Here is a 21,273-nt window from a genome sequence, read left to right on the forward strand (position 1 = left end):
GCTATCACTTTAATAAAGATCAATTATGTTTAAAAGTATTCTAAAGGCTGCGGTTATCGTGTTATGCAGTTCGTTTAGTGTATACGGACAGGCCCAATTGCCTGTTTACCTTGATGACACGAAGCCTATTAAAGACCGTGTGGAGGATGCCCTTTCACGGATGACATTGGAAGAGAAGATTGGAATGGTTCACGCACAGTCCAAATTTAGTTCAGCCGGAGTTCCGCGCTTAGGAATTCCTGATATCTGGATGACCGATGGTCCGCATGGTATTCGTCCGGAAGTATTATGGGATGAATGGTCCCAGGCCGGTTGGACAAACGATTCTTGTATTGCATTTCCGGCACTAACCTGTTTGGCTGCAACGTGGAATAAAGAAATGTCATCGTTGTATGGAAAATCAATAGGAGAAGAAGCCCGTTATCGTAATAAAACCGTTTTATTGGGGCCTGGTGTAAATATTTACCGTACACCATTAAACGGAAGAAACTTCGAATATATGGGTGAAGATCCGTTTTTGTCGGCTAAAATGGTGGTTCCTTATATCAAAGGCGTTCAGCAAAACGGAGTGGCTACCTGTGTAAAACACTATGCATTAAATAACCAGGAAACCGAACGTCATTCAATTAATGTAAATGTTGATGATCGTGCATTGTATGAGATCTATCTTCCGGCTTTCAAAGCTGCTATACAGGAAGGCGATACCTGGGCAATTATGGGTTCTTATAATAAATATAAGGGTCAGCAATGCTGCCATAACCAATATTTGTTAAATGATATTTTGCGCAAGGAGTGGGGGTTCCAGGGAGTTGTTGTGGCCGACTGGGGTGGCGTGCATGATACGCAACAGGCCATTACCAATGGTTTAGATATGGAATTTGGTACCTGGACAGATGGTTTATCATGGGGAACAAGTAATGCCTATGATAATTATTATCTGGCTAAACCATATTTGGCAATGATTAAATCAGGTAAAGTTGGTACCAAAGAACTGGATGAGAAAGTGCGTCGCATTTTGCGCTTATCATTCCTTACCAATATGAATAAGAATCGTCCTTTTGGTTCATTCGGAACGGAAGAGCATGCATTAGCCGGACGTAAGATTGCGGAAGAAGGTATTGTGCTATTACAGAATAAGAATAATATTCTTCCAATCAATCTGAATAAAACCAAACGCATTGCAGTAATAGGTGAGAACGCAATTAAAATGATGACTGTTGGAGGTGGTAGTTCTTCATTAAAAGCAAAATATGAAGTGTCTCCGCTTGATGGCTTGAAAAGAAGAATTGGCTCACAGGCAGAGGTTGTTTACGCACGTGGTTATGTGGGTGATGCTGATGGCAGCTATAATGGTGTTGTGTCAGGCCAAAACCTGAAAGATAATCGCTCAGCTGAGGAGTTAATGGCTGAAGCAATTAAAGTTGCTAAAACTGCCGATGTAGTGGTTTTTGTTGGAGGCTTAAATAAAAGTGATTTCCAGGATTCAGAAGGAAACGACCGTAAAGGTTTGGGCCTTCCTTATAACCAGGATAAACTGATCACTGAATTATTGAAGGCTAATAAAAATCTTGTTTACGTTAACATTTCAGGAAATGCAGTGGCAATGCCTTGGGTAAATGAGGTTCCGGGAATTGTACAAGGATGGTTCCTTGGTACTGAAGCCGGCAATGCACTGGCTGCGGTATTAGTTGGTGATGTAAACCCTTCAGGTAAATTAACATTTACTTTCCCTGTTAAGTTGAGCGACAATGCTGCTCATGCAATGGGTGACTTCCCTGGTAAAGACGGAGAGGTTACTTATAAAGAAGGAATTTTTGTTGGCTACCGCTGGCACGATAAACAGAAGATTAAACCTTTATTCAGCTTTGGTCACGGCTTAAGTTATACCACTTTTGAGTACGGAAAAGTAACTGCTGATAAAAAGGAACTCACAGCTGATGATAAAATCACGTTTACTGTAAATGTTAAAAATACGGGTACACGAGAAGGTTCAGAAGTTGTACAGCTTTACATTAGCGATCTTAAATCGTCATTGCCTCGTCCGGTAAAAGAACTTAAAGGTTTCGAGAAAGTTTCATTAAAACCTGGTGAAACCAAAACAGTTACAATTACTGTCGACAAAGCAGCTTTAAGCTTCTTTGATGATAAAAAACATGAATGGGTTGCTGAACCAGGTGATTTTGAAGCCTTGATCGGCGCTTCATCAGCTAACATTAAAACCAAAACAGCATTCAAACTGAGGTAAATAGTTAAGTTATGTAGGGGCCCCAATTATGGGGCTTTTACATTTAAACCAAGTATTATGAAGAAACTAATTGTTGTAATTAGCTGCCTTTTCTCATTGCAATCTGCTTTTGCTCAAAGCCTGGATAAAATGCAATGGTTTAATGAACCCGAAAAATGGGAAATTAAAAACAATGCATTGTCAATGTTTGTAACGCCTCAAAGTGATTACTGGCGGATTTCGCATTATGGATTTACTGTTGATGATGCCCCATTCTATTACGCCACCTATGGTGGAGAGTTTGAAGCTAAAGTGAAATTAACCGGCGATTATAAAGTAAGATTTGATCAAATGGGATTAATGATTCGAACAGATCATGAAAACTGGATTAAAACAGGTGTTGAGTTTGTGGATAATAAGCTTAATGTAAGTACAGTGGTAACACACGGTAAAAGTGACTGGAGTGTTGTACAGCTTGATAAAGTGCCTCCATTCATATGGATTAAAGTTATCAGGCGCTTAGATGCCGTTGAAATTTATTATTCTTTTGATGATAAATCTTATATTATGTCGCGAAATGCACCACTTGAGGCTAACCGCCCGGTAATGGTAGGTCTGATGGCCGCCTGTCCGGATGGAAAAGGATTCAATGCTAAATTTGAAAACTTTACCGTTAAACATCTTCCTGATCAGCGTCGGTTAGAGTGGCTAAAGAATAACGCAGAATAAATGCAACACTAAACAATTATAAACATCTAAAAAACCAATTTAAAAGTGAAACCTCATTTCCCAATTCTCGATGGGCTTCGTGGCACCGCAGCACTTGTGGTTGTTATCTTCCACTTATTTGAAGCCAAGATCATTGATTATTCTATTCATCCCGTTCATCATGGCTACCTGGCCGTTGACTTCTTTTTCCTGTTATCAGGTTTTGTTGTGGGTTATGCCTACGACGACCGTTGGGGCCGAATGACCGTGAAAGATTTTTTCAAAATCAGGTTGATCCGTTTGCACCCGCTGGTAATTTTAAGTGTGGTCATCGGTGCGTTAGGCGTTTGGTTAAATCCGTATAGCGACGGGTTTGATAAAATCGGAATGATCAAGTTGATCGGAATTATGTTGTTAAGTTTAACATTGATTCCTTCTCCGGATGTACGTGGATGGGGCGAAACCCATTCATTAAATGGTCCCTGCTGGTCGCTGCTCCAGGAATACATTGCAAATATTCTGTATGCATTGATAGGAAGACGCTTGAATAAAGTGGGATTATGGATTGTTGTAATCATCAGCGGAGCTGTTCTTACGGCAGTAGCCACTTCACGCGGTGATGTAGCAACAGGTTGGGGTTTCGATAATTTTTGGATCGGAGTGGTGCGGATGATGTTCCCGTTTTTTGCGGGTTTATTATTGTTCCGCATGGGTAAACTGATAAAAATCAAACATGCATATATTGTATGTTCAGTGCTGTTAGTAGTGCTGATGTGTTTACCTTACTTTAAGTTTAATGGCTTGTATGAGGCAGCTTGTATCATCATTGCTTTCCCGATAATTGTTGCAGCAGGTGCCGGAGGACAGATAGACGGGAAATGGGCCAAATTATGTAAGTTTTCAGGGGATATTTCGTATCCGATCTATATTCTGCATTATCCGTTCATCTATATTTATATATCGTGGGTTAACGGCGCACAAAAACCTTCTTTAGAGCAAATGGTGTATGTAGGAATTGCCTTATTTGCATTCTTTATTTTATTGGCATACGTAGCATTAAAACTATATGACGAGCCTGTAAGAAACTGGCTTAAACAAAAGTTTTTATCAAATAGTACACAAACCTCTCCTCAGCTAACTTTGGAGGAAACACATTCTTAAATATTAGCAGTCTGATGATAACTTTGGAAAGGGCTTTTGTGCAAACAGGAGCTCTTTTTCTTTGCATTGATGGATGTTCGCCTCAAAGGAAATAGATCTTGTTAACATTTAATGTTATTTTATACTTTTACGATTATACAAACTCCGTTATGAAAAAAACTATACTGCTTTTACTATTCATAGGTACTTTACTTAGTGTTAAAGCACAATCTGTTACTGTACGGTTTAGTACTAATATGGGTAATATAGATGTGATGCTTTATGACGAAACCCCCAAACACAGAGATATGTTTGTGAAGGCAGTTAAAAAGGGTTGGTATAAAAATGCTCAGTTTAATCGGGTGATAGCAAACTTTGTGAGCCAGGGAGGCGAACTTGACGACACTATTCTAAACAGGGAAAAACAGCATCCAGAGCTCGGCGTAAAACGATTCCCTGCTGAAATAAAAGCCTCATTATTCCATAAAAAGGGAGCTTTGGGAGCAGGTAGAGATGATAATCATGAAAAAGCGTCTTATTTTACCCAGATTTATTTTGTAGCAGGCAAAAAGAGAAGTGATGAAGAATTGGATGCGATTGAGAAAAAACGAAACAGAAAAATTCCTGCAGATCAACGTGAAGTTTACAAAACTATAGGAGGCACCCCGCACCTCGATGGTGATTACACCGTTTTCGGCGAAATTGTTAGTGGACTTGAAGTTGCTGATGCCATAAATGCTGTGCCGACTGATAAAAATGATGTACCCTTAAAATCAGTCGTTTTTAATTTAAGTATCATCCGAAAATAATATTATAACGGATAAGCAGTATCGCTCTTAGCTTCTGAAAGAACGAAGAAACTTTGTACCGTATTAATATTGGGAAGTGCTGCTAGTTTATTCCGATAAAAATCATGATAAGTATCCATGTCGTGGGTCGCGATGCGTAGGATAAAGTCAAACGAGCCACTCATTTGTAAGCATTCCATCACTTCCGGAAACTTAATCACTTCTAGTTCAAACTGATTTAAGGTATCAACCGTATGATCATTTAATAAAACATGCGTAAAGGCAATAAGCTTTCTGTTGATCTTTTTTCGGTCTAAAATGGCTACAATTCGCTTAATCACTCCCTTTTCATTCAATCTTCTTATCCGTTCATGAACGGTCGCAATTGACTTACGCAACTGAAAAGCAATCTCTTTATTGGTTAATGAAGCATCTTTTTGAAGAAGCTTCAGGATCTCAAGATCAATACTATCTAAATCATTCATCTGGGTGCTGGTTGATCGGACTGAAAAAAGTCAATTTTAAAGTTCAAAGATAAGATAAACTGAAAAATAAGATAATTTTCCCTAGATTTTCCGAAAAATTTCCGGATAAATTCAAAAGTATTGACATTTGTGATGGATATATGAACCTTTGTTTTAAGATTGTTCATTATGGTATTGGATTGCAACTGGGAATGCAGCTCAATTAAAACACCATAATGAACACATTGATAAACCTTATCAAGATCTTCTTTATATAACCTAAATCAAGTTTCATTTGTCGGGTTCCGGTGTTTGCCTGGAACCCGTTTTTTTGATAATGACATTCTCTGTTTAGTTTCACTCCAAACGGAGTTAACTTTTCAAATCTTTTAATTCTTTAATGCAAGACCTCTCCTAAGTCTTGAAAAGCATCGCAAACTATAAGTTAATTCAAATGACCGGTTTTGAAGTGAATACTCCATTGGAGTAACAGATCGGTAGCTCCGAGATTGTAAAGCAGTTGTTACGCCGTTAGGTGCAACAACTGGTAAAGCTATACAAATTCAATCCTCATGTACCTTTCTTGATCTTTCTAAATATGCCGTATTTTGCGCGAAGTTTTCTGTCCGCTCAAAAACAAAGAACTATAAAGTCCCATAAAACGTGATTTTTGGATTATTTAATGTAATATTATTGTTACGTGCATGTTTGTGCGTGATTTTTAAATATCATTAAGTAATTAATGTGTTACACTTTAAAGGTGATTGTGACCCATTAATAAAAAAATCTACCTCTCTGTTTTGTCGGTTTGCCTCTTCAAGCATCGCTATTTGCCTCTCCATTAAAACAGTCAACTTCTAAACTTTTATATCAATGAAAAATGCAACAAGGCTTGCTCTTTTCGGGTTTGGTTTATGCCTGAGTGTTTTTAGCGGAGAATCCGCTTACGGGCAAAAAAAGCCGTTAAAGAGTCCACAAACCGACAGTGAGTTGCTGCAGCTGGCTGATCGGATGGTCACAACCACTATCAAAAAAAAATCAAATGCAGCCGGAGATGAATTTTTACAGCGTGATTTAACCGGTTATCTTAAAAAAACAGTTTTTGCTCAAAAAGGGGATGTAAAAACCGGTGCCGATTACGGTCACGATCACAAAGAAGAACTTCTGGAAGAGTACCTCAACCGTCCTCAACCTTCGGTAAAAACAATGACGAAGTATTTTAAGGATGCTGCCAAAGAGTTTAATGTACCGCAAGAATTATTGATGGCCATTGGACAGGTACAAAGTAACTGGGCGCAAATCAGTGAATCAATGTATGGTTCATGGGGCGTAATGGGTTTGGTAGAGAATCAATTTACCAAACAAATAACGGAAGCTTCAGCTATTTTAAAAGTTACTCCTCAGCAAATTAAAGACGATGCTAAAACCAACATCCGCGCTGCGGCAGCGTTGTTGGCGAGTTACCAGAAAAAAGAGGCAGTAACCATTGAAGATTGGTTTGAGCCAACCAAAGAGCTCACTGGTTTGCAAAATCCTGTTTATAAAGAGAAGCTTGCACTTCGTTTCTTCGATTTAATGTCGACAGGATCAAAGTCGGTTACCTTGTGGTCCGAAATTGTTGATGTTCCTTCGGTAAAGGTTAACATGAAACAATTGAAAGGAGTGGAGCAAGAATTTCCAAAGCAAAAAGGAAGTGATGATAGTTATGTAAGTGCCAAACGTATATATACCACAATGGCCGCAGCTGCTGCTCCTCCAACCGATTATGCACAGGCTGTATCCGATTTTACCACCTGTAATTATAACAGTCGTAACGGAGCTCCTATCGAATATTATTTCGTTCATTATGTGGCTACAGGAACTTATGAAGGTGCAATTGATTGGTTTAAAAACTGTTCTTCGCAAGTTAGTGCCCATTATGTGATCCGAAATTCGGACGGTGAAGTAACGCAGGTAGTGGCCGAAGCTAATCGCTCATGGTCACAAGGTGTTGGTTATTATAACGACAGAGGTATCGGTACGGAGCATGAAGTATTGGCGACCAATCTGGCTATGTGGTACAGCGATCCAATGCTAACCGCTGCCGGACAATTGGCTAATGATGTTTGTACACGCAGAAATATTCCTAAGGTTAGGGCTGTAGCGGCTCCGGGTATCAATGGGCATAATGATGTTAAATCTACATCATGCCCAAATATGACAGCCGAAGTATGGAACCTGTTTTTGAACAAGGTTAGCCTTGCCGCCGGCGGAACCAATCCGGCACGACCAACCCTGTATACATTGACTAATCCGGGAACCGGTTCTGGTGTAAAAGCAACCTGGAAAGCCAATACAGAAAGTAACCTTGTTGGATATCGTTTGTACTATGCTACTGACGATGCATTGACAACCTGGGCGCTTGCTGCAGATGAGAATACATTAGGCGCAGCCGCTACACAGGTTACCCTGAATAGTTCAACAGATTTTATTGTTCCACCGACTGGGAACGTTTACCACTTTAAATTAGTTGCAGTGGGAACCGATGCTCAGTCACAAAAAATTGAAAGTCTTGAAAGTGACATTTACTCCAGATCATCAGCTATTACCGGCCCGTCAGTTTTAATCGTTGACGGTTTCGACAGAACTAACGGTTCCTATACTTCTGCTGCCCATTCTTTTGCAACGGGTTATTTTAAAGCGTTGAGAGATTCCCGTCAGTTAAAGATTAATACCGTTGCAAATGAAAAAGTGGAAGACGGTACTGTACTGCTATCGGATTATCAATTAGTAGTTTGGTTTGTAGGAGATGAATCAACCGTTAACGAAACATTTTCAACAACAGAACAAACCAAAGTGCAAACCTATTTAACCAATGGAGGAAAGCTGATTGTAAGTGGTTCTGAAATTGCCTGGGATTTGGATTCCAATGGTTCAACTGCCGATAAAGCATTTATCAATAATTACCTGAAAGCAAAATATGTGGGTGACGGGGCTTCGAACTATACACCGGCTACAGGAGTGAGTGGTACTGCTTTCGCCGGATTATCCATTCCATTTGGTATTACTTACCCTGAAGATTTTCCTGATAATATTTCTACTAACGGAGGTTCTGCTTACGTATTGAACTATGCCGTAGCAAGCACTAGAGGTGGAGTAGCTTATAAAGGAACTTTCGGAGCTGGCACATTGCAAGGAGGTGTGGTATGTGTTACCTTCCCATTAGAAACCGCATCACAAGCAAATCAAACAAGTTTTGCAGATAAAGCGTTAACTTATTTTGGTATTGGGGCAACTGCTCCTGTGGCTGTTAACGATGCCGGACAAAGCAGTAAAAATACGGCTCTTGTCGTAGATGTATTGGTTAATGATCAGAGCAATGGAAATGCATTTGACCTTGCTTCAGTTACTGTAGTTACAGCTCCGGCTCATGGTACTGCCACCGTGAATAATTCAACCGGTAAAATAACGTATACACCTGCAACCGATTATTTAGGCAGCGATTCATTCGTTTACAATGTAAAAGATGTATTAGGCGTAAGCTCAAATAACGCAACCACAAGTATTGCTGTTGTTGAACCTACTTTGTGCAGCAATAGTGGTCCGGAGGTTAACAGCTCTTACCCTAAGCGTGATCTACGTGGCTGTTGGATTTCAACTGTGTCAAATATCGATTGGCCTTCTTCGCCAACAGCGGCTCCAGCTGTACAACAGCAAGAGTTGAAAGTAATGTTAGATTCATTGGCTTCGGCAGGAGTTAATACGGTATTCTTTCAAATCAGACCTGAAAGTGATGCGTTGTATGCTTCTACAATTGAACCTTGGAGTTATTACTTAACAGGTCAACAAGGTTTAGCTCCTTCGCCAATGTGGGATCCGTTGAGTTTTATTATTAATGAAGCTCATGCCAGAGGTCTTGAACTGCATGCATGGATAAATCCATACCGCGCAAAACAGGGCACACCAACTTTAGCTTCAACACATGTGGCATCAGTGCATCCGGAATGGACATTTGTAGCCGAATCAAAAACATTCTTGAATCCGGGTATTCCGCAAGTGCGTGATTATTTGCTGAGTGTTATCACCGATATCGTAACGCGTTATAATATTGATGGTATCCATTTCGATGATTATTTCTACCCTTATTCGGGTATGACTAATCAGGATGCCACAACTTATTCTACTTATAATCCTACCAGCTTAAGTCTGGCTGATTGGAGACGTGATAATGTGAATAAGATGGTAGCTATGGTGTATGATAAGATTCAGGAAGTAAACGCTCAGCAAAATAAAAATATCCGCTTCGGTATTAGTCCGTTCGGAATCTGGAAAAGCGGTGTGCCTTCAGGAATCACCGGATTGTCATCTTACAATGATATTTACTGTGACCCGATTGCATGGTTACAGGCAGGTAAGGTAGATTATCTTGCCCCTCAGTTATATTGGGGCTTTGGAGGCGGACAAGATTACTCGGCTTTAGTAGCATGGTGGGATGATCAGGCCGCACTTTACGGTCGTCACCTGTATCCGGGCTTGGCGCTTTACAGGTTAACTGATTCTAACTGGCCGGCAAGTACGATACAAAGCCAGGTAAATGAAAACCGTATCAGTAATAACATGGCTGCTCTTGGCCAGATTTTCTTTACGGCTAATGACCTTATTGGAAATGATAAGAGCATTAAAACATTATTAAAGCAAAATCAATATAAATACAAATCGATCCCACCGTCTATGAGCTGGAAAGATGGTGTTTGTCCATCAAACCCTTCTAACCTTCATTATCAAAATAATAAGCTGATCTGGAATAAAGCGTTAGCAGCAAGTGATGGCGATAAACCCACTAAATATGTGATCTATCGTTTTGGCAGTACAGGCGAAATAACTACGAATGCACAAGACGGAACTAAAATCGTAGGAGTAACAGCCGACACGGCCTTTACTGTAACAGCCGGTATGTTAAGCGGCGTAGAAAACTACTTTGTGGTTAGTTCTATCGATAAAAATAACAATGAAAGTGTATTCAGCTCGCCTGTAAATGTTACCGGAACGCTGGCGTATTGTAACTCGAAAGGGCTTAACAGTACCTATGAGTGGATTTCAAAAGTAACTATTGGAGCATTTGTTCATTCAAGCGGAAACGATGCCGGTTATGGTGATTTTACCACACAACAAATAAACCTTGCTAAAGGAAGTACCTATAGCATTAGTTTACAGCCTGCTTATTCATCGACCATTTACAATGAATATTGGAAAATTTGGATCGATTTCAATAAAGATGGTGATTTTCTGGATGCAGGTGAGTTAGTGTTTAACCCGGGTGGCGTTAATAAAAATACGGTTACCGGTTCTATTACTATTCCGGCTTCTGCGTTGGATGGTAAAACCAGAATGAGGGTTTCAATGAATGGTACTTCTGCTGATTATACCACAGAGCCTTGTACCAACTTTGCTTATGGAGAGGTTCAGGATTATACCATCAATTTAACACCGGAAGGTTCATGTGTTGCTCCGTCAATAACTGAGAAAATTATTGATGATGCAACTGCCACCTTCACGGGAACTTGGAGTACAGGAACCAGTGCTGGTTATTATGGAACGGGTTATAAACATGATAGTGGCACCGGACAAGGAACGAAAACGGCTAAGTTTACGCCTACAGTACAAGAAACAGGTTCTTACGAAGTTTATACGTATTACGTGGCTGGAACAAACCGCGCTACTAATGTTCCTATCGATATTAATCATTTGCAAGGAACAACAACTGTAACCTTAAATCAGCAGGTAAATGGTAGTACATGGGTTTCATTAGGTACGTTTGATTTTGATGCAAGTGCTAATAGTAACGTAGTGATCAAGAATAACGGAACTAATGGAGTGGTGATAGCTGATGCCTTCCGTTGGGTTTATAAAGGTTGTCCGGCTGGTGCTCAACCACTGGCAATGATGGTGCAGCCTGAAGAATTGAAAGTGGTGGAAAGCAGTGGATTTACCAGCACTACTCAAAATGAAACCGTTAGAGAAGTTGCTCTGGAAGAGTTTGTGAACAGTGTGATTGCTTATCCGAACCCATTCTCGTATGAGTTAAATCTTGAAATTGTGTCTGATCAGAAAGGGGTGATTGAGTTATCTGTTATCAATGCAAATGGTAAACGAGTAGCTCAATTGAACAAAGATGTAGAAGTTGGTAAAACCGGACTCATTTTAAATGGAGCACAGTGGGATAAAGGTCTTTATTTCATTTTAGTACACATGCCAAATGGAAAAACCATTCAGGCTAATGTGATTAAGGAATAATAAGAGGGGACATTTTTACCAAGAAAACTTGATGGGGAGTTTTTAGGCGCCGGTAAATTACCGGCGCTTTTTATTGGTTTTGATAGATAGCCTTGATGGTGAGAATTTTTATATAGTACATTCTTCTTTTGAATATTATCCCGGATTGACTATTTGGCATTCAATTGGTGTCAATGGGCGACGGGAAGGTAATTTTTAAAAAATTTAGCTATCAACCGATAAAATAAGTGACTGCGAAGCGGTGCAATGCTCAGGAGACAAGGTTGTTACTTGCCCCAAAGAGCAATTTCGTCGTTTATCTTCGCCAGATTTATCTTCGCCGATTCGTTATTCTTATCGATCGTTAAAATTTGCTGATAGATCTTTTTTGCTTCAGCATAGTTTTGCTTTTCGAAAAGCAAGGCAGCTTTTTCCTCGAGCTCGTGTATTTCCAGCTGCTGAATGTTTGTTTTTGCAAATGCATTGTTTTTATCACGCTTTATAATCTCCTTGTATATCAACATGGCTTTGTCCAATTGTTGATGATTATGAAGATCATAAGCCTGGTAAGAAAGAAGTGCTGTTGAAAACGGATTCCAAAAGATTGATGAGCCTAAAATAGCAATAGCAGCTATTCCCACGGACCATTGCTTTGAACTGTTGAATCCTGCAAGATAAGCCATCAACATGCCCCATAATAGCCCACCTGCGTGTGCCGCATTGGCGACTGGAAGAATGTTGGTTTTAGTTAATAAAATACCAACAAGGAGCCAAACGAAAAACAGATTTACAATCTTCTTATCAAGGTAATTTTCATAGGCAATAGTAGTTTTGCTCCGGATGAAAATAAAGCCAAATAATGCATATCCAACACCCGATAATCCTATTCCCGTTGTGCTCGAAAAAGAAAGTTGAGCCAATGAACTAACCAACGCAGAAGAAAGAATTAATAGGATGAAATTGACTTTTTTACTTTCAAACTCCACCTTTTTCCCAAGTATCCATATCCAATAAAGGTTTAGTCCGATATGCCAAAATTCGATATGCAGAAAATTGGAAGAAATAAGGCCCCAATAATTACCCTTGAAAATATCAAAATTGGATGGAGCTCCCCATTTGTATAAGGCTTCCCATGTATTTGGATCTTCTTCGAGGTTGATCCCAACATAAAGGACAATGCTGATTAAACAGCAAATTAGAGTAAAAACCGGTATGTATTTTTTAAAGGATTGATCAGATGATTGTTCAATTGCTTGTGATTCAGACATAAATGGTTTTGAAGTCTTTTTATTAGTTAAAAGTTTCTGTAAGCAGAATTCGGCGAAGATAAAACAAAGAAATTTAACTAAATGGCAAGTTTTCAAACATTGCCCTAAGCCTGAATAATTATTAAATCAAATTCAATTATTTCTTTGACTGGAGTAATATTTTGCGCTGTAGGGGAAAGAAAAATCTAATTGAGTTAAAAATAGCCATCAATCTATTATTTTTTGTATATTAATACATATTCTGCTTGTGGTAAATTAACTAATAGGCAGAAAGCAATCCTTACAAGACGGTTACTATCTGATCATCCGGCGAAATCACCTCATTAAAACCTTTCTAGGCAATTCTTTACTTCATACATGCGGTTTAAATAGTTTTTAATTGTATGCAGACAATTTAACTAGTTAATAATCAATAAAATCTGGGAGCTATGAACTCTGAACATGAAAATAATGTTTTAATAGAAAGGAGAACCATCGACCTTTTTATAAAGCTGCTGCTGATATTAACGCTCATTAGTTGGAGTGGATTGATTATTCTACCTTTTACCATTCCTTTGCTATGGGCCGTAATTCTTGCTATTACAGTTTACCCAATGTATAGGCGCTTGCTTAAAGTGTTAAATGGGAAAAAAGGACTAACGGGCACCATAGTAGTACTGTTACTTCTTTGCATTCTGCTTTTGCCCACTATACTGATGATATCTTCCATCGTTGATGAAGCTAAGGAATTAAAAACTTCATTTGAAAATAACACCTTTAAGATACCTCCACCTAATGAGAAAGTGGCAGATTGGCCTTTGGTAGGAGACAAAGTGTACAAAGAGTGGAGTTTGGCATCCAAGAATTTAGATTCTGCCATGGTCACTCATCGAGATGAAGTAATGGAATGGGGACAAAAAATAGTGAATTCAGTAAAGAGTGTATTTTCTAACATCCTGATGTTTGCCTTTTCAATAATCATCTCCGGAATATTTTTGGTTTTTAGTGATGAATGTCAGCGAGCGGCGGGGGTACTTTCTAATAGGCTGGTGGCTAACCGGGGTGAGGAGTTCAGCAAATTGGTGGTTCAAACGGTCCGGAATGTCTCCAAGGGAATATTGGGTGTAGCATTTATACAATTCATCATAATGGGGATTTGTTTTGTGCTGGCAGGAGTTCCTTTTGCTGGAATTTGGGCATTGCTAGTGTTCCTACTAGCTCTTGTTCAGCTACCTGGAGCAATTGTGGCAATACCTGTAATCATTTATTTGTACTCTGTTAGAGAGCCGTTGCCAGCAACAATATGGGGAATTATTATTCTTATTTGCGGACTAAGTGACAACGTGCTTAAACCGTTGTTAATGGGCAAAGGTGCACCGGTTCCAATGGTAGTAATTTTTCTGGGTGCCATTGGTGGATTTATGTTATCAGGGTTTGTGGGTTTATTTACTGGGGCTATTGTTCTTTCATTAGGGTATAAACTGGCAGGAATATGGGTAAATAATTACGTTGCTCCTCCTGCTAAGAATGAATAAGAAAAATGATAAATAGGGAGAGATTTAACGGTCGGTATTCTTAAATGATGTGTCAGCAATGAGAAAACTAAAATCTACCCGAGATATTATTTTTCTATTTATTGCGTCATTAATAATGGGCGGAATTCAAACTGTAGCTGCACAAAAAAGAGCCGGATTAACGGTTAGGGAAATCAGCCTTGATGAACTAATCGGACTTGCAACACAAAATAACCTTGATTTAAAAATGTCTCAAAAAGACAGTGCCATTGCTGTCGAGAATATTAAAGCCACAAAAATATTAAAAGCACCCTATGTGAATGTGGGTGGCAACTACAACTTTGTTGGTAATCCAGTTTTGTATCGAGGTTTTTATTCTAATGATACCATCATTGATTATTACCATCATCAGGCGAGTTGGAATGTGGCAGCCGGTCTGCCTGTTTACTTGGGAGGAAGGATCAAAACACAGATCGCACAAAGCGAAACATTCAGCAGTATTCAGAACGAACTATTGTTAATGACGGAAAACAAGCTAAAGTTATCGATCATTACCCAGTTTTATTTACTTTATAAATTGTACCGCGAAGTTGAAATCATTGAGGAGAACATCAAAAATGTAAAAATCAATATTAAGCAACTGGAGTCGAGGGTTGCAAATGGACAAAATCTAGTGAGCGATCTTCTCCGTACGCAATTGCAATTATCAAACTTCGAGATCGAAGTTTTTAAGGCATGGAACAGCATTGATTTGCAAAGCAATTATTTATGCATTTTGTCTGGCTTGCCAACCAATACACGCATACAACCGCGGTCAGTCGTTTTAGCGATTCCTGCAGATAGTATCCGATACGATCAATGCTTGCAGGATGCCTTTTTAAATCGGAATGAAATTAAACAATCGCTATTACAAAAGAACTTGTCGGAATTAACACTAAAAGTTACGCAGAGTGCAGCAAAACCTGCCATTTCGGCCAGTGCAATTTACAGTTCCGAATTTCCTGTTCCCGGCACGTTTCCCCCTCAACCGGATATTTTAAACTATTGGGCGGTGGGCATAGGTCTAAGTTATGATTTGTCATCGATCTATAATTTAAAACATCGAATAAAAGCCGATAAAATTCAGATCCAAAAAGAAGATGATAACATTAGTAATGTCAGAAATCTGATCGAACAGGATGTAAAAAACTCTTATGTTAATTTTATCGAAAGCAAGACCAACATCGTTGCTTACCGACAAAATGTAGAACGGGCTGAATTGAACTACCGGATTGTAAAAAGTAAATACGATAATGAGTTTGCCCTGATCATCGATATGATTGACGCCGAACTACAGGTTAATGATTCAAAATTGTCATTAAATAAGGCCATTATAGAAGCGATCATTCAATATTATTCGCTGTTGTATTCAATGGGTAAACTGAATTAAACGGTTATGGCAGAAGAAAAATATAACGACACAGCTGAAAAGAAACAGGAGAAAAAGAAAAACTTGTTTATTGAAGTTATTGCCATCCTGTTTTTAATAGCAGGAGTAGGCTGGATGTTGTCGATATTTTTCGACTTCAGTAGTAAAATTAAAACCAACAATGCACAGGTTGATGCAGATATTGCTGCAGTAACATCTCGTGTGGCGGGTACTATTAAGTCCATAAAATTTACTGAATATGGAAGCGTTCGTGCCGGCGATACGATTGTTTTGCTGGATGATGAAGAGTTTTTGATTAAAGTGGCCCAAGCCGAAGCCGATTTGGAGATTGCCAGAGCTAATCTGGTGGCTATGCAACAGGGAGTAACTATATCAAAGTCAACAGAGAATGCAACACAAGCACGTTTGCAAGGTAATGTGGCTAATCTCGAAAGGGCGGAGAAAAATTATAAGCGTTTCACGAATATGTACAGGGATTCGGCGGTTACACTTAATCAGTTCGATCAGGTAACGGCTCAACTAAAATCAGAACAAGCCGGCCTTAAAGCCATGCAAAGTGATGTGGCCACCAGCAGATCAGTTACCAAACAAAATCAGCTTAACATTGAATCGGCCAAAGCAACACTGAAGCGCAAAGAGGCTGATCTTGCTGCGGCGCGACTGCAATTGTCTTATACCAAAATCTTAGCCCCGTTAAATGGTATTATCGGAGAACGTACCATTCATTTAGGCGAGTTGGTTAACGTGAACCAGGTATTGGCCGAAGTTGTCATTCAAAACAAAAAATGGGTTATAGCCAATTTTAAAGAGACTCAAATGGAAGAGGTTAAAGTAGGTCAGCCTGTTGATATTATGGTGGATGCTTTAGGAGGAAAATCGTTTAAAGGTAAGGTTAGTGAGCTTTCTCCGGCAACAGGTGCTAAATTTTCGATGGTTGCTCCTGATAATTCAACCGGGAATTTTGTGAAAATAACCCAGCGAATACCTGTTCGAATTGAGTTTACAGACACTCCCGAAAAACTTACCGGAATAAAACCCGGCATGAATGTTAGTGTGGAAATCAAAAAATGATTAAATGCGGTGGCGAAAAGCAGAGTTGCTAAAAGTAACGGGATTGTACTTGTTGATCATTCCTTTTCTGAATGCACTCAACGCAACAGGCTATGTGAATTCACAATTGCAAGGCCATTTTGGAGCCTCATCGGTTGAGTTTATGTACATGAACTTTGTCCCCTTGTTTGTAATAGTGGCGGGTTTACCATTAGCACTTGAACTATCTAAAAAGTTTCCGTTAAAGTCCATGATGCTTTTAATAACCATTATTTCCATACTAATGAATACCTGCTCCGCATATGCTCCTGATGTTTTCTGGTTTATCTTTTTTCGGTCGATACTTGCTTTTTTTACCATTTTCGGAATAGTAGCGGCCATTATTCCCATCGTTCTTTATTACAATCCTACACTTAATATGGCCGTTATGTACGGCATTATTCAGTTTATCATACAGGGAAGCAGTAATTTGTATAAGTTTTTAGGGGCACATTTCTCCGGTATTTACGATTGGCGTACGTCATTGCTGATGCTTAATATCAACTTTTTTCTATGCATTCTCTTAACCTTCGTTTTTATCAGGAAAGACATTGTGCTAGGCAAGCAACCCTTTCGGTTCGATTTTACCGGATGGATTTTGTTGATCCTATTTCTGATTCCGATCCTGTTTTTAACCGCCGAAGGGCAAAACAGGGAGTGGTTTTCCGATTCAAAAATTAGGATGGCAGCAGCAACGCTGATGATCATGACAGGTATTTATATTTTTTATGCATTAAATAAGGTAAATCCGATTATTGATTTTAAAGTGTACGCCTACAAAAATGTAGTGTTAGGAACCCTGTTTTTCTTTCTTATTGGTGTGGCTAACGGCACCGGGAGTGTGGTAATGGGATACATGGCCGGTATACTTGGTTTTGATGAATTTTACATAGCGCACACACACCTGTATATCCTGGTGGGCTTGGTAATTTCTATTCCTATCTGCACCTACATGATGTATCATAAAGTTTATCTGAATGTGGCGGCGATATTGGGTTTCCTCGCTTTTAGTCTTTATCATTTATTGATGTATTTCAGGTTTTATCCCGGTATCGGCGAACAGGATTTTATATTGCCCTTTATTATGAAAGGAATTGGTATTGGCTTTTTGTACCTGTTAAGTGCTTTGTATATCTCTGAAAATGTACCAAAACCATTAAGTACATCAAGAATGATGAGTGGCATAATAGCCCGGATTGTATTTGCGACAATTTTAGGAGGGGCTGTTTTAAGCACTATTATAGCTAATACAACTACACTGCACAAAACGGGAATCGGCCAGCAAATAACAACCGGGAATGATGCTGCTGCACAGAAACACAAAAACACTAAAAACTATTACCTATCTGAAGGATCCAAGCCAACTGAAGCGGATAAAATGGCTGATAATCCATTGCAATCAGAAATTACCAAGCCAGCTACAATGCTTACCTATAAGGATATCTACCTGGTAATGGCAGTGATGAGTTTCCTCCCAATACTGCTGATCTTATTGCTGAGAATAGGAAGGCGCCCTTTGCAACGGATTGAGGTGGAGCCATTGCCGTTGTAAGTCGTGGGATATTTTTTATAGCGGTAAGAAACACACCCCTACCCCCTCTTAAAGTGGGATTTCTCGGCTTAACGCATCAACGTAGTTGATTAGGTTCCCCTCTTGAGAGGGGTTGGGGGTGTGTTCTAAGTTTTGTTACCCTAATAGAAATTTATCTAATGTTATTAGCCAGACAAAGTCCTTCGTGTTATATTCACTCTAAAGTGATGCTACACTGAAACAAGTTGGAGCAAGTTTCAAAGCTTGAGGAGCACAGTTTAACTCTTTTTCTTAATTATTAGTATTATTCCTATAATCACTACAGGGAACCAAAGGATGAAGGAATACATTCCAATTTTACTTAAGAAAGGACTTAGTGGCTTTCCCTGATAAGTAAACATGGAAACCCCTGCAACAAACATAAGTAAGCCTAAAACAGTTAGTATAATCCCAATTTTTTTATTAATTGTCATGGTGATAATTTAATGTGTCTATACTGTTAGTTACCAAAATAAAGAAATAATAAAGTATTTAGACTATTACTTTCAACATGGGCCGATTTAACAGGAAAGAATGAATCGCTAGTGTATAATGCGGCGTCTGATCCAATCCTTACGAAAGCAATGATAGAAGAATACACTTCCCTGTATATTCATGATTCTCCAATTTTTGCTGCCAACCCGATTGCATTAATGAATGGCGCATTTCCTCCAACAATAATTCTTGTAGGCTCTGATGAAATTCTATTAGATGATAGCAGGGCCGTTTACGATAAAATTTTTGCCCGTCAGCCTCAAACAAAATTAAGTCAGTATGAAAAACACGATCATGTGTGGATGTTGGTAGATATCAATAGTGCAGGTGCCCAAAATGGGATAGAGGAGATAAGGAAGTTTATTGAAAAGTGAGGGATTTATTTATAGTACTCCTAACCTCTAAAGGGGAACTCCTTATTTAATGAAATAAAAATCACACTTCGTGTATTACCTTAATCCGTTATGTAGAGAAGTTCCCCTTTAGGGGTTAGGGGTTATCCAAAATGAAAGGAAGGAAGTTCCATTTCTTGCACTTTAACCAAAATCACTTTATTTTAGACATTGAACATCCTCCAAAAACATAAAAACAATGAAACGATATAAAATTGGCAGAACAGCTGTTGCACTAATCCTGCTTTTGTTATCACTTACTTCTTTCTCTCAAACTGATGCTTCAATCGTGGAATTTAAAAATCCTTCATCGGTTGTCAACCCTAAAGGATATTCACAAGCCGCAGTCATTGATCTTGGAAATTGTCAAATGATCATTCTTTCCGGACAAGTACCTCTTGATAAGAATGGAAACCTTGTAGGAAAGAATGACATGGAAAAACAAACTGAACAGGTTTTTGTCAATATCAAAAATATACTGACAGATTTGGGAGGAACAATGGATAACATAGTCAAATTGGGAATATATGTGAAAGATGTTTCGCAGATTCAAAGTCTTAGGAATGTAAGAGATCGGTTTATTAATACGCAGACACCCCCAGCCAGCACATTGGTAGAGATTACTAAATTATTCAGGGAAGACATCCTGATAGAAATTGAAGCAACAGCGATAATACCTAAAAAATAGTTCATTGAAGGTTAATAATCTACACCCATAAAATCTCTAACGTTATTATTGTGAGCACATCAGCCTTAGGAATGAATATTGATCCTATACTTCAAAATATTGCGAAACATATTAAACTCGACCGAGAAGAAACTGATTTTTTTGTGTCGCTACTGCACTATAAAACGCTAAAACGAAAAGAGTTTTTATTAAGGCAAGGTGATATTTGTAAAGCCGAAAGCTTTATTGTTAAGGGTTGCTTAAGAACGTACACACTTGATAGCGATGGATTCGAGCATATCATCTCATTTGGCATTGAAGATTGGTGGAAGGGTGATCTTTACAGCTTCCTGACGCAAACCCCTTCTTCCTATTTTATTGATGCATTGGAAGACACTGTGGTTTTGCAAATCAGCAAAGAGAATTTGGATCTTTTGTATGAACGAGTTCCAAAATTCGAACGTTTCTTTAGGCTTCTTTTTCAAAACGCTTTTATAGCACAACAAAACCGAATTAACCAAAACCTTTCCTATCCGGCCGAACAACGCTATGTCGATTTTATAAAAAGGTATCCTCAATTAGAGCAACGCATTTCTCAAAAACAAGTTGCTGCCTATTTGGGTATTACTCCTGTTTTTTTAAGTATGCTGCGGAGAAAATTGGTGAAAAAGTAATTTGTTAAACTACTTTAATTTTTATCGGCATCAGGCTTCATTCTTTTGCATTAGTTAATAATGAAGCAAAATGAAATACCTAATTTTTAAAACCAATAATGACTGGACTGGTTTGATAACCCGTTTAACAGTTGGATTAATAATGTTGCCGCACGGTGCACAAAAAGTATTTGGATGGTTTAACGGACCTGGCTATACAAATGAAATGAGCTTTTTCACAGAAACGTTAAACCTGCCCTGGTTAATAGCCTTTCTGGTTATCGCCATTGAATTTGCCGGATCAGTTTCGCTTATCATTGGTTTTGCATCCCGTATCTGGAGTATTGCAATGATCATTTTATTTATCGGAATTATCTGCACGGCACATCTTGAACATGGCTTTTTTATGAATTGGTTCGGCAACCAAAAAGGAGAAGGATACGAATATCATTTGTTAATCATCGGACTTTCCCTAACCACAATTATCAATGGAAGTGGTAAATACTCAGTGGATGAAAAGTTAGCTGAAGTGTGCGCAAAAAGGGAAGGATTGTTAGCCTGATAATTCAACTAGAAACGAGATTAGGGCAATGTTATTAAGTTAATAGATCTGTTTCTCCCCTCTCAAAAAAACTATCATA

General features: G+C 38.8%; 14 protein-coding genes and 1 pseudogene. 13 read left to right on the plus strand and 2 right to left on the minus strand.

The features are described 5' to 3' along the window. Window positions 1-25: 25 nt before the first annotated feature. From SOLCA_RS00320 to SOLCA_RS00335, 4 genes are all read left to right on the plus strand, one after another. Complete coding sequence (locus SOLCA_RS00320; protein ID WP_014678448.1) at window positions 26-2,245, plus strand: glycoside hydrolase family 3 C-terminal domain-containing protein; 2,220 nt, start codon at window positions 26-28, stop codon at window positions 2,243-2,245. 57 nt (window positions 2,246-2,302) lie between these two features. Further along, the gene (locus SOLCA_RS00325; RefSeq protein WP_014678449.1) at window positions 2,303-2,953 is read left to right on the plus strand and encodes a DUF1349 domain-containing protein; all 651 of its coding nucleotides are present in this window, start codon (window positions 2,303-2,305) and stop codon (window positions 2,951-2,953) included. Between the two features lie 45 nt (window positions 2,954-2,998). Further along, the gene (locus tag SOLCA_RS00330) at window positions 2,999-4,093 is read left to right on the plus strand and encodes an acyltransferase family protein (protein WP_014678450.1); all 1,095 of its coding nucleotides are present in this window, start codon (window positions 2,999-3,001) and stop codon (window positions 4,091-4,093) included. A 149-nt stretch (window positions 4,094-4,242) separates the two neighbouring features. Further along, on the plus strand, window positions 4,243-4,881 hold the full coding sequence (locus SOLCA_RS00335; protein WP_014678451.1) for a peptidylprolyl isomerase: 639 nt from the start codon (window positions 4,243-4,245) through the stop codon (window positions 4,879-4,881). Between the two features lie 2 nt (window positions 4,882-4,883). Here SOLCA_RS00335 and SOLCA_RS00340 read toward each other — a convergent pair whose 3' ends face one another. Next, window positions 4,884-5,345, minus strand: a complete 462-nt coding sequence (locus SOLCA_RS00340) for an Lrp/AsnC family transcriptional regulator (RefSeq protein ID WP_014678452.1) — start codon at window positions 5,343-5,345, stop codon at window positions 4,884-4,886. Window positions 5,346-6,197: 852 nt separating this feature from the next. On the opposite strand from SOLCA_RS00340, the gene SOLCA_RS22030 reads away from it, so the two are divergent. Further along, on the plus strand, window positions 6,198-11,597 hold the full coding sequence (locus SOLCA_RS22030) for a family 10 glycosylhydrolase (protein WP_014678453.1): 5,400 nt from the start codon (window positions 6,198-6,200) through the stop codon (window positions 11,595-11,597). 266 nt (window positions 11,598-11,863) lie between these two features. On the opposite strand, the gene SOLCA_RS22035 is transcribed toward SOLCA_RS22030, so the two are convergent. Beyond that, the gene (locus SOLCA_RS22035) at window positions 11,864-12,844 is read right to left on the minus strand and encodes a rhomboid family protein (RefSeq protein WP_014678454.1); all 981 of its coding nucleotides are present in this window, start codon (window positions 12,842-12,844) and stop codon (window positions 11,864-11,866) included. A 428-nt stretch (window positions 12,845-13,272) separates the two neighbouring features. Here SOLCA_RS22035 and SOLCA_RS00355 point away from each other — a divergent pair, with 428 nt between their 5' ends. The 8 genes and pseudogenes from SOLCA_RS00355 to SOLCA_RS00395 all read left to right on the plus strand — a co-directional run bounded on the left by SOLCA_RS00355 (window position 13,273) and on the right by SOLCA_RS00395 (window position 21,194). Further along, window positions 13,273-14,358, plus strand: coding sequence for an AI-2E family transporter (locus SOLCA_RS00355; protein WP_014678455.1), 1,086 nt, complete (start codon window positions 13,273-13,275; stop codon window positions 14,356-14,358). Between the two features lie 58 nt (window positions 14,359-14,416). Further along, window positions 14,417-15,766, plus strand: a complete 1,350-nt coding sequence (locus tag SOLCA_RS00360) for a TolC family protein (RefSeq protein ID WP_014678456.1) — start codon at window positions 14,417-14,419, stop codon at window positions 15,764-15,766. Window positions 15,767-15,772: 6 nt separating this feature from the next. Continuing rightward, complete coding sequence (locus tag SOLCA_RS00365) at window positions 15,773-16,837, plus strand: HlyD family secretion protein (RefSeq protein WP_014678457.1); 1,065 nt, start codon at window positions 15,773-15,775, stop codon at window positions 16,835-16,837. 4 nt (window positions 16,838-16,841) lie between these two features. Next, window positions 16,842-18,407 (plus strand): MFS transporter, encoded by a 1,566-nt coding sequence (locus SOLCA_RS00370; protein WP_014678458.1) that lies wholly within the window; start codon window positions 16,842-16,844, stop codon window positions 18,405-18,407. Window positions 18,408-18,931: 524 nt separating this feature from the next. After that, window positions 18,932-19,294, plus strand: a pseudogene (locus tag SOLCA_RS00380) (alpha/beta hydrolase fold domain-containing protein); the annotation flags it as partial. Window positions 19,295-19,511: 217 nt separating this feature from the next. Further along, entirely contained in the window at window positions 19,512-20,000 is a 489-nt protein-coding gene (locus SOLCA_RS00385; protein WP_014678460.1) for a RidA family protein, read from the plus strand. A gap of 50 nt (window positions 20,001-20,050) precedes the next feature. Then, window positions 20,051-20,653, plus strand: coding sequence for a Crp/Fnr family transcriptional regulator (locus tag SOLCA_RS00390; RefSeq protein WP_014678461.1), 603 nt, complete (start codon window positions 20,051-20,053; stop codon window positions 20,651-20,653). Between the two features lie 70 nt (window positions 20,654-20,723). Continuing rightward, window positions 20,724-21,194, plus strand: coding sequence for a DoxX family protein (locus SOLCA_RS00395; RefSeq protein WP_014678462.1), 471 nt, complete (start codon window positions 20,724-20,726; stop codon window positions 21,192-21,194). Window positions 21,195-21,273 lie beyond the last annotated feature (79 nt).

The sequence above is a fragment of the Solitalea canadensis DSM 3403 genome (assembly GCF_000242635.2).
Taxonomy (GTDB): domain Bacteria; phylum Bacteroidota; class Bacteroidia; order Sphingobacteriales; family Sphingobacteriaceae; genus Solitalea; species Solitalea canadensis.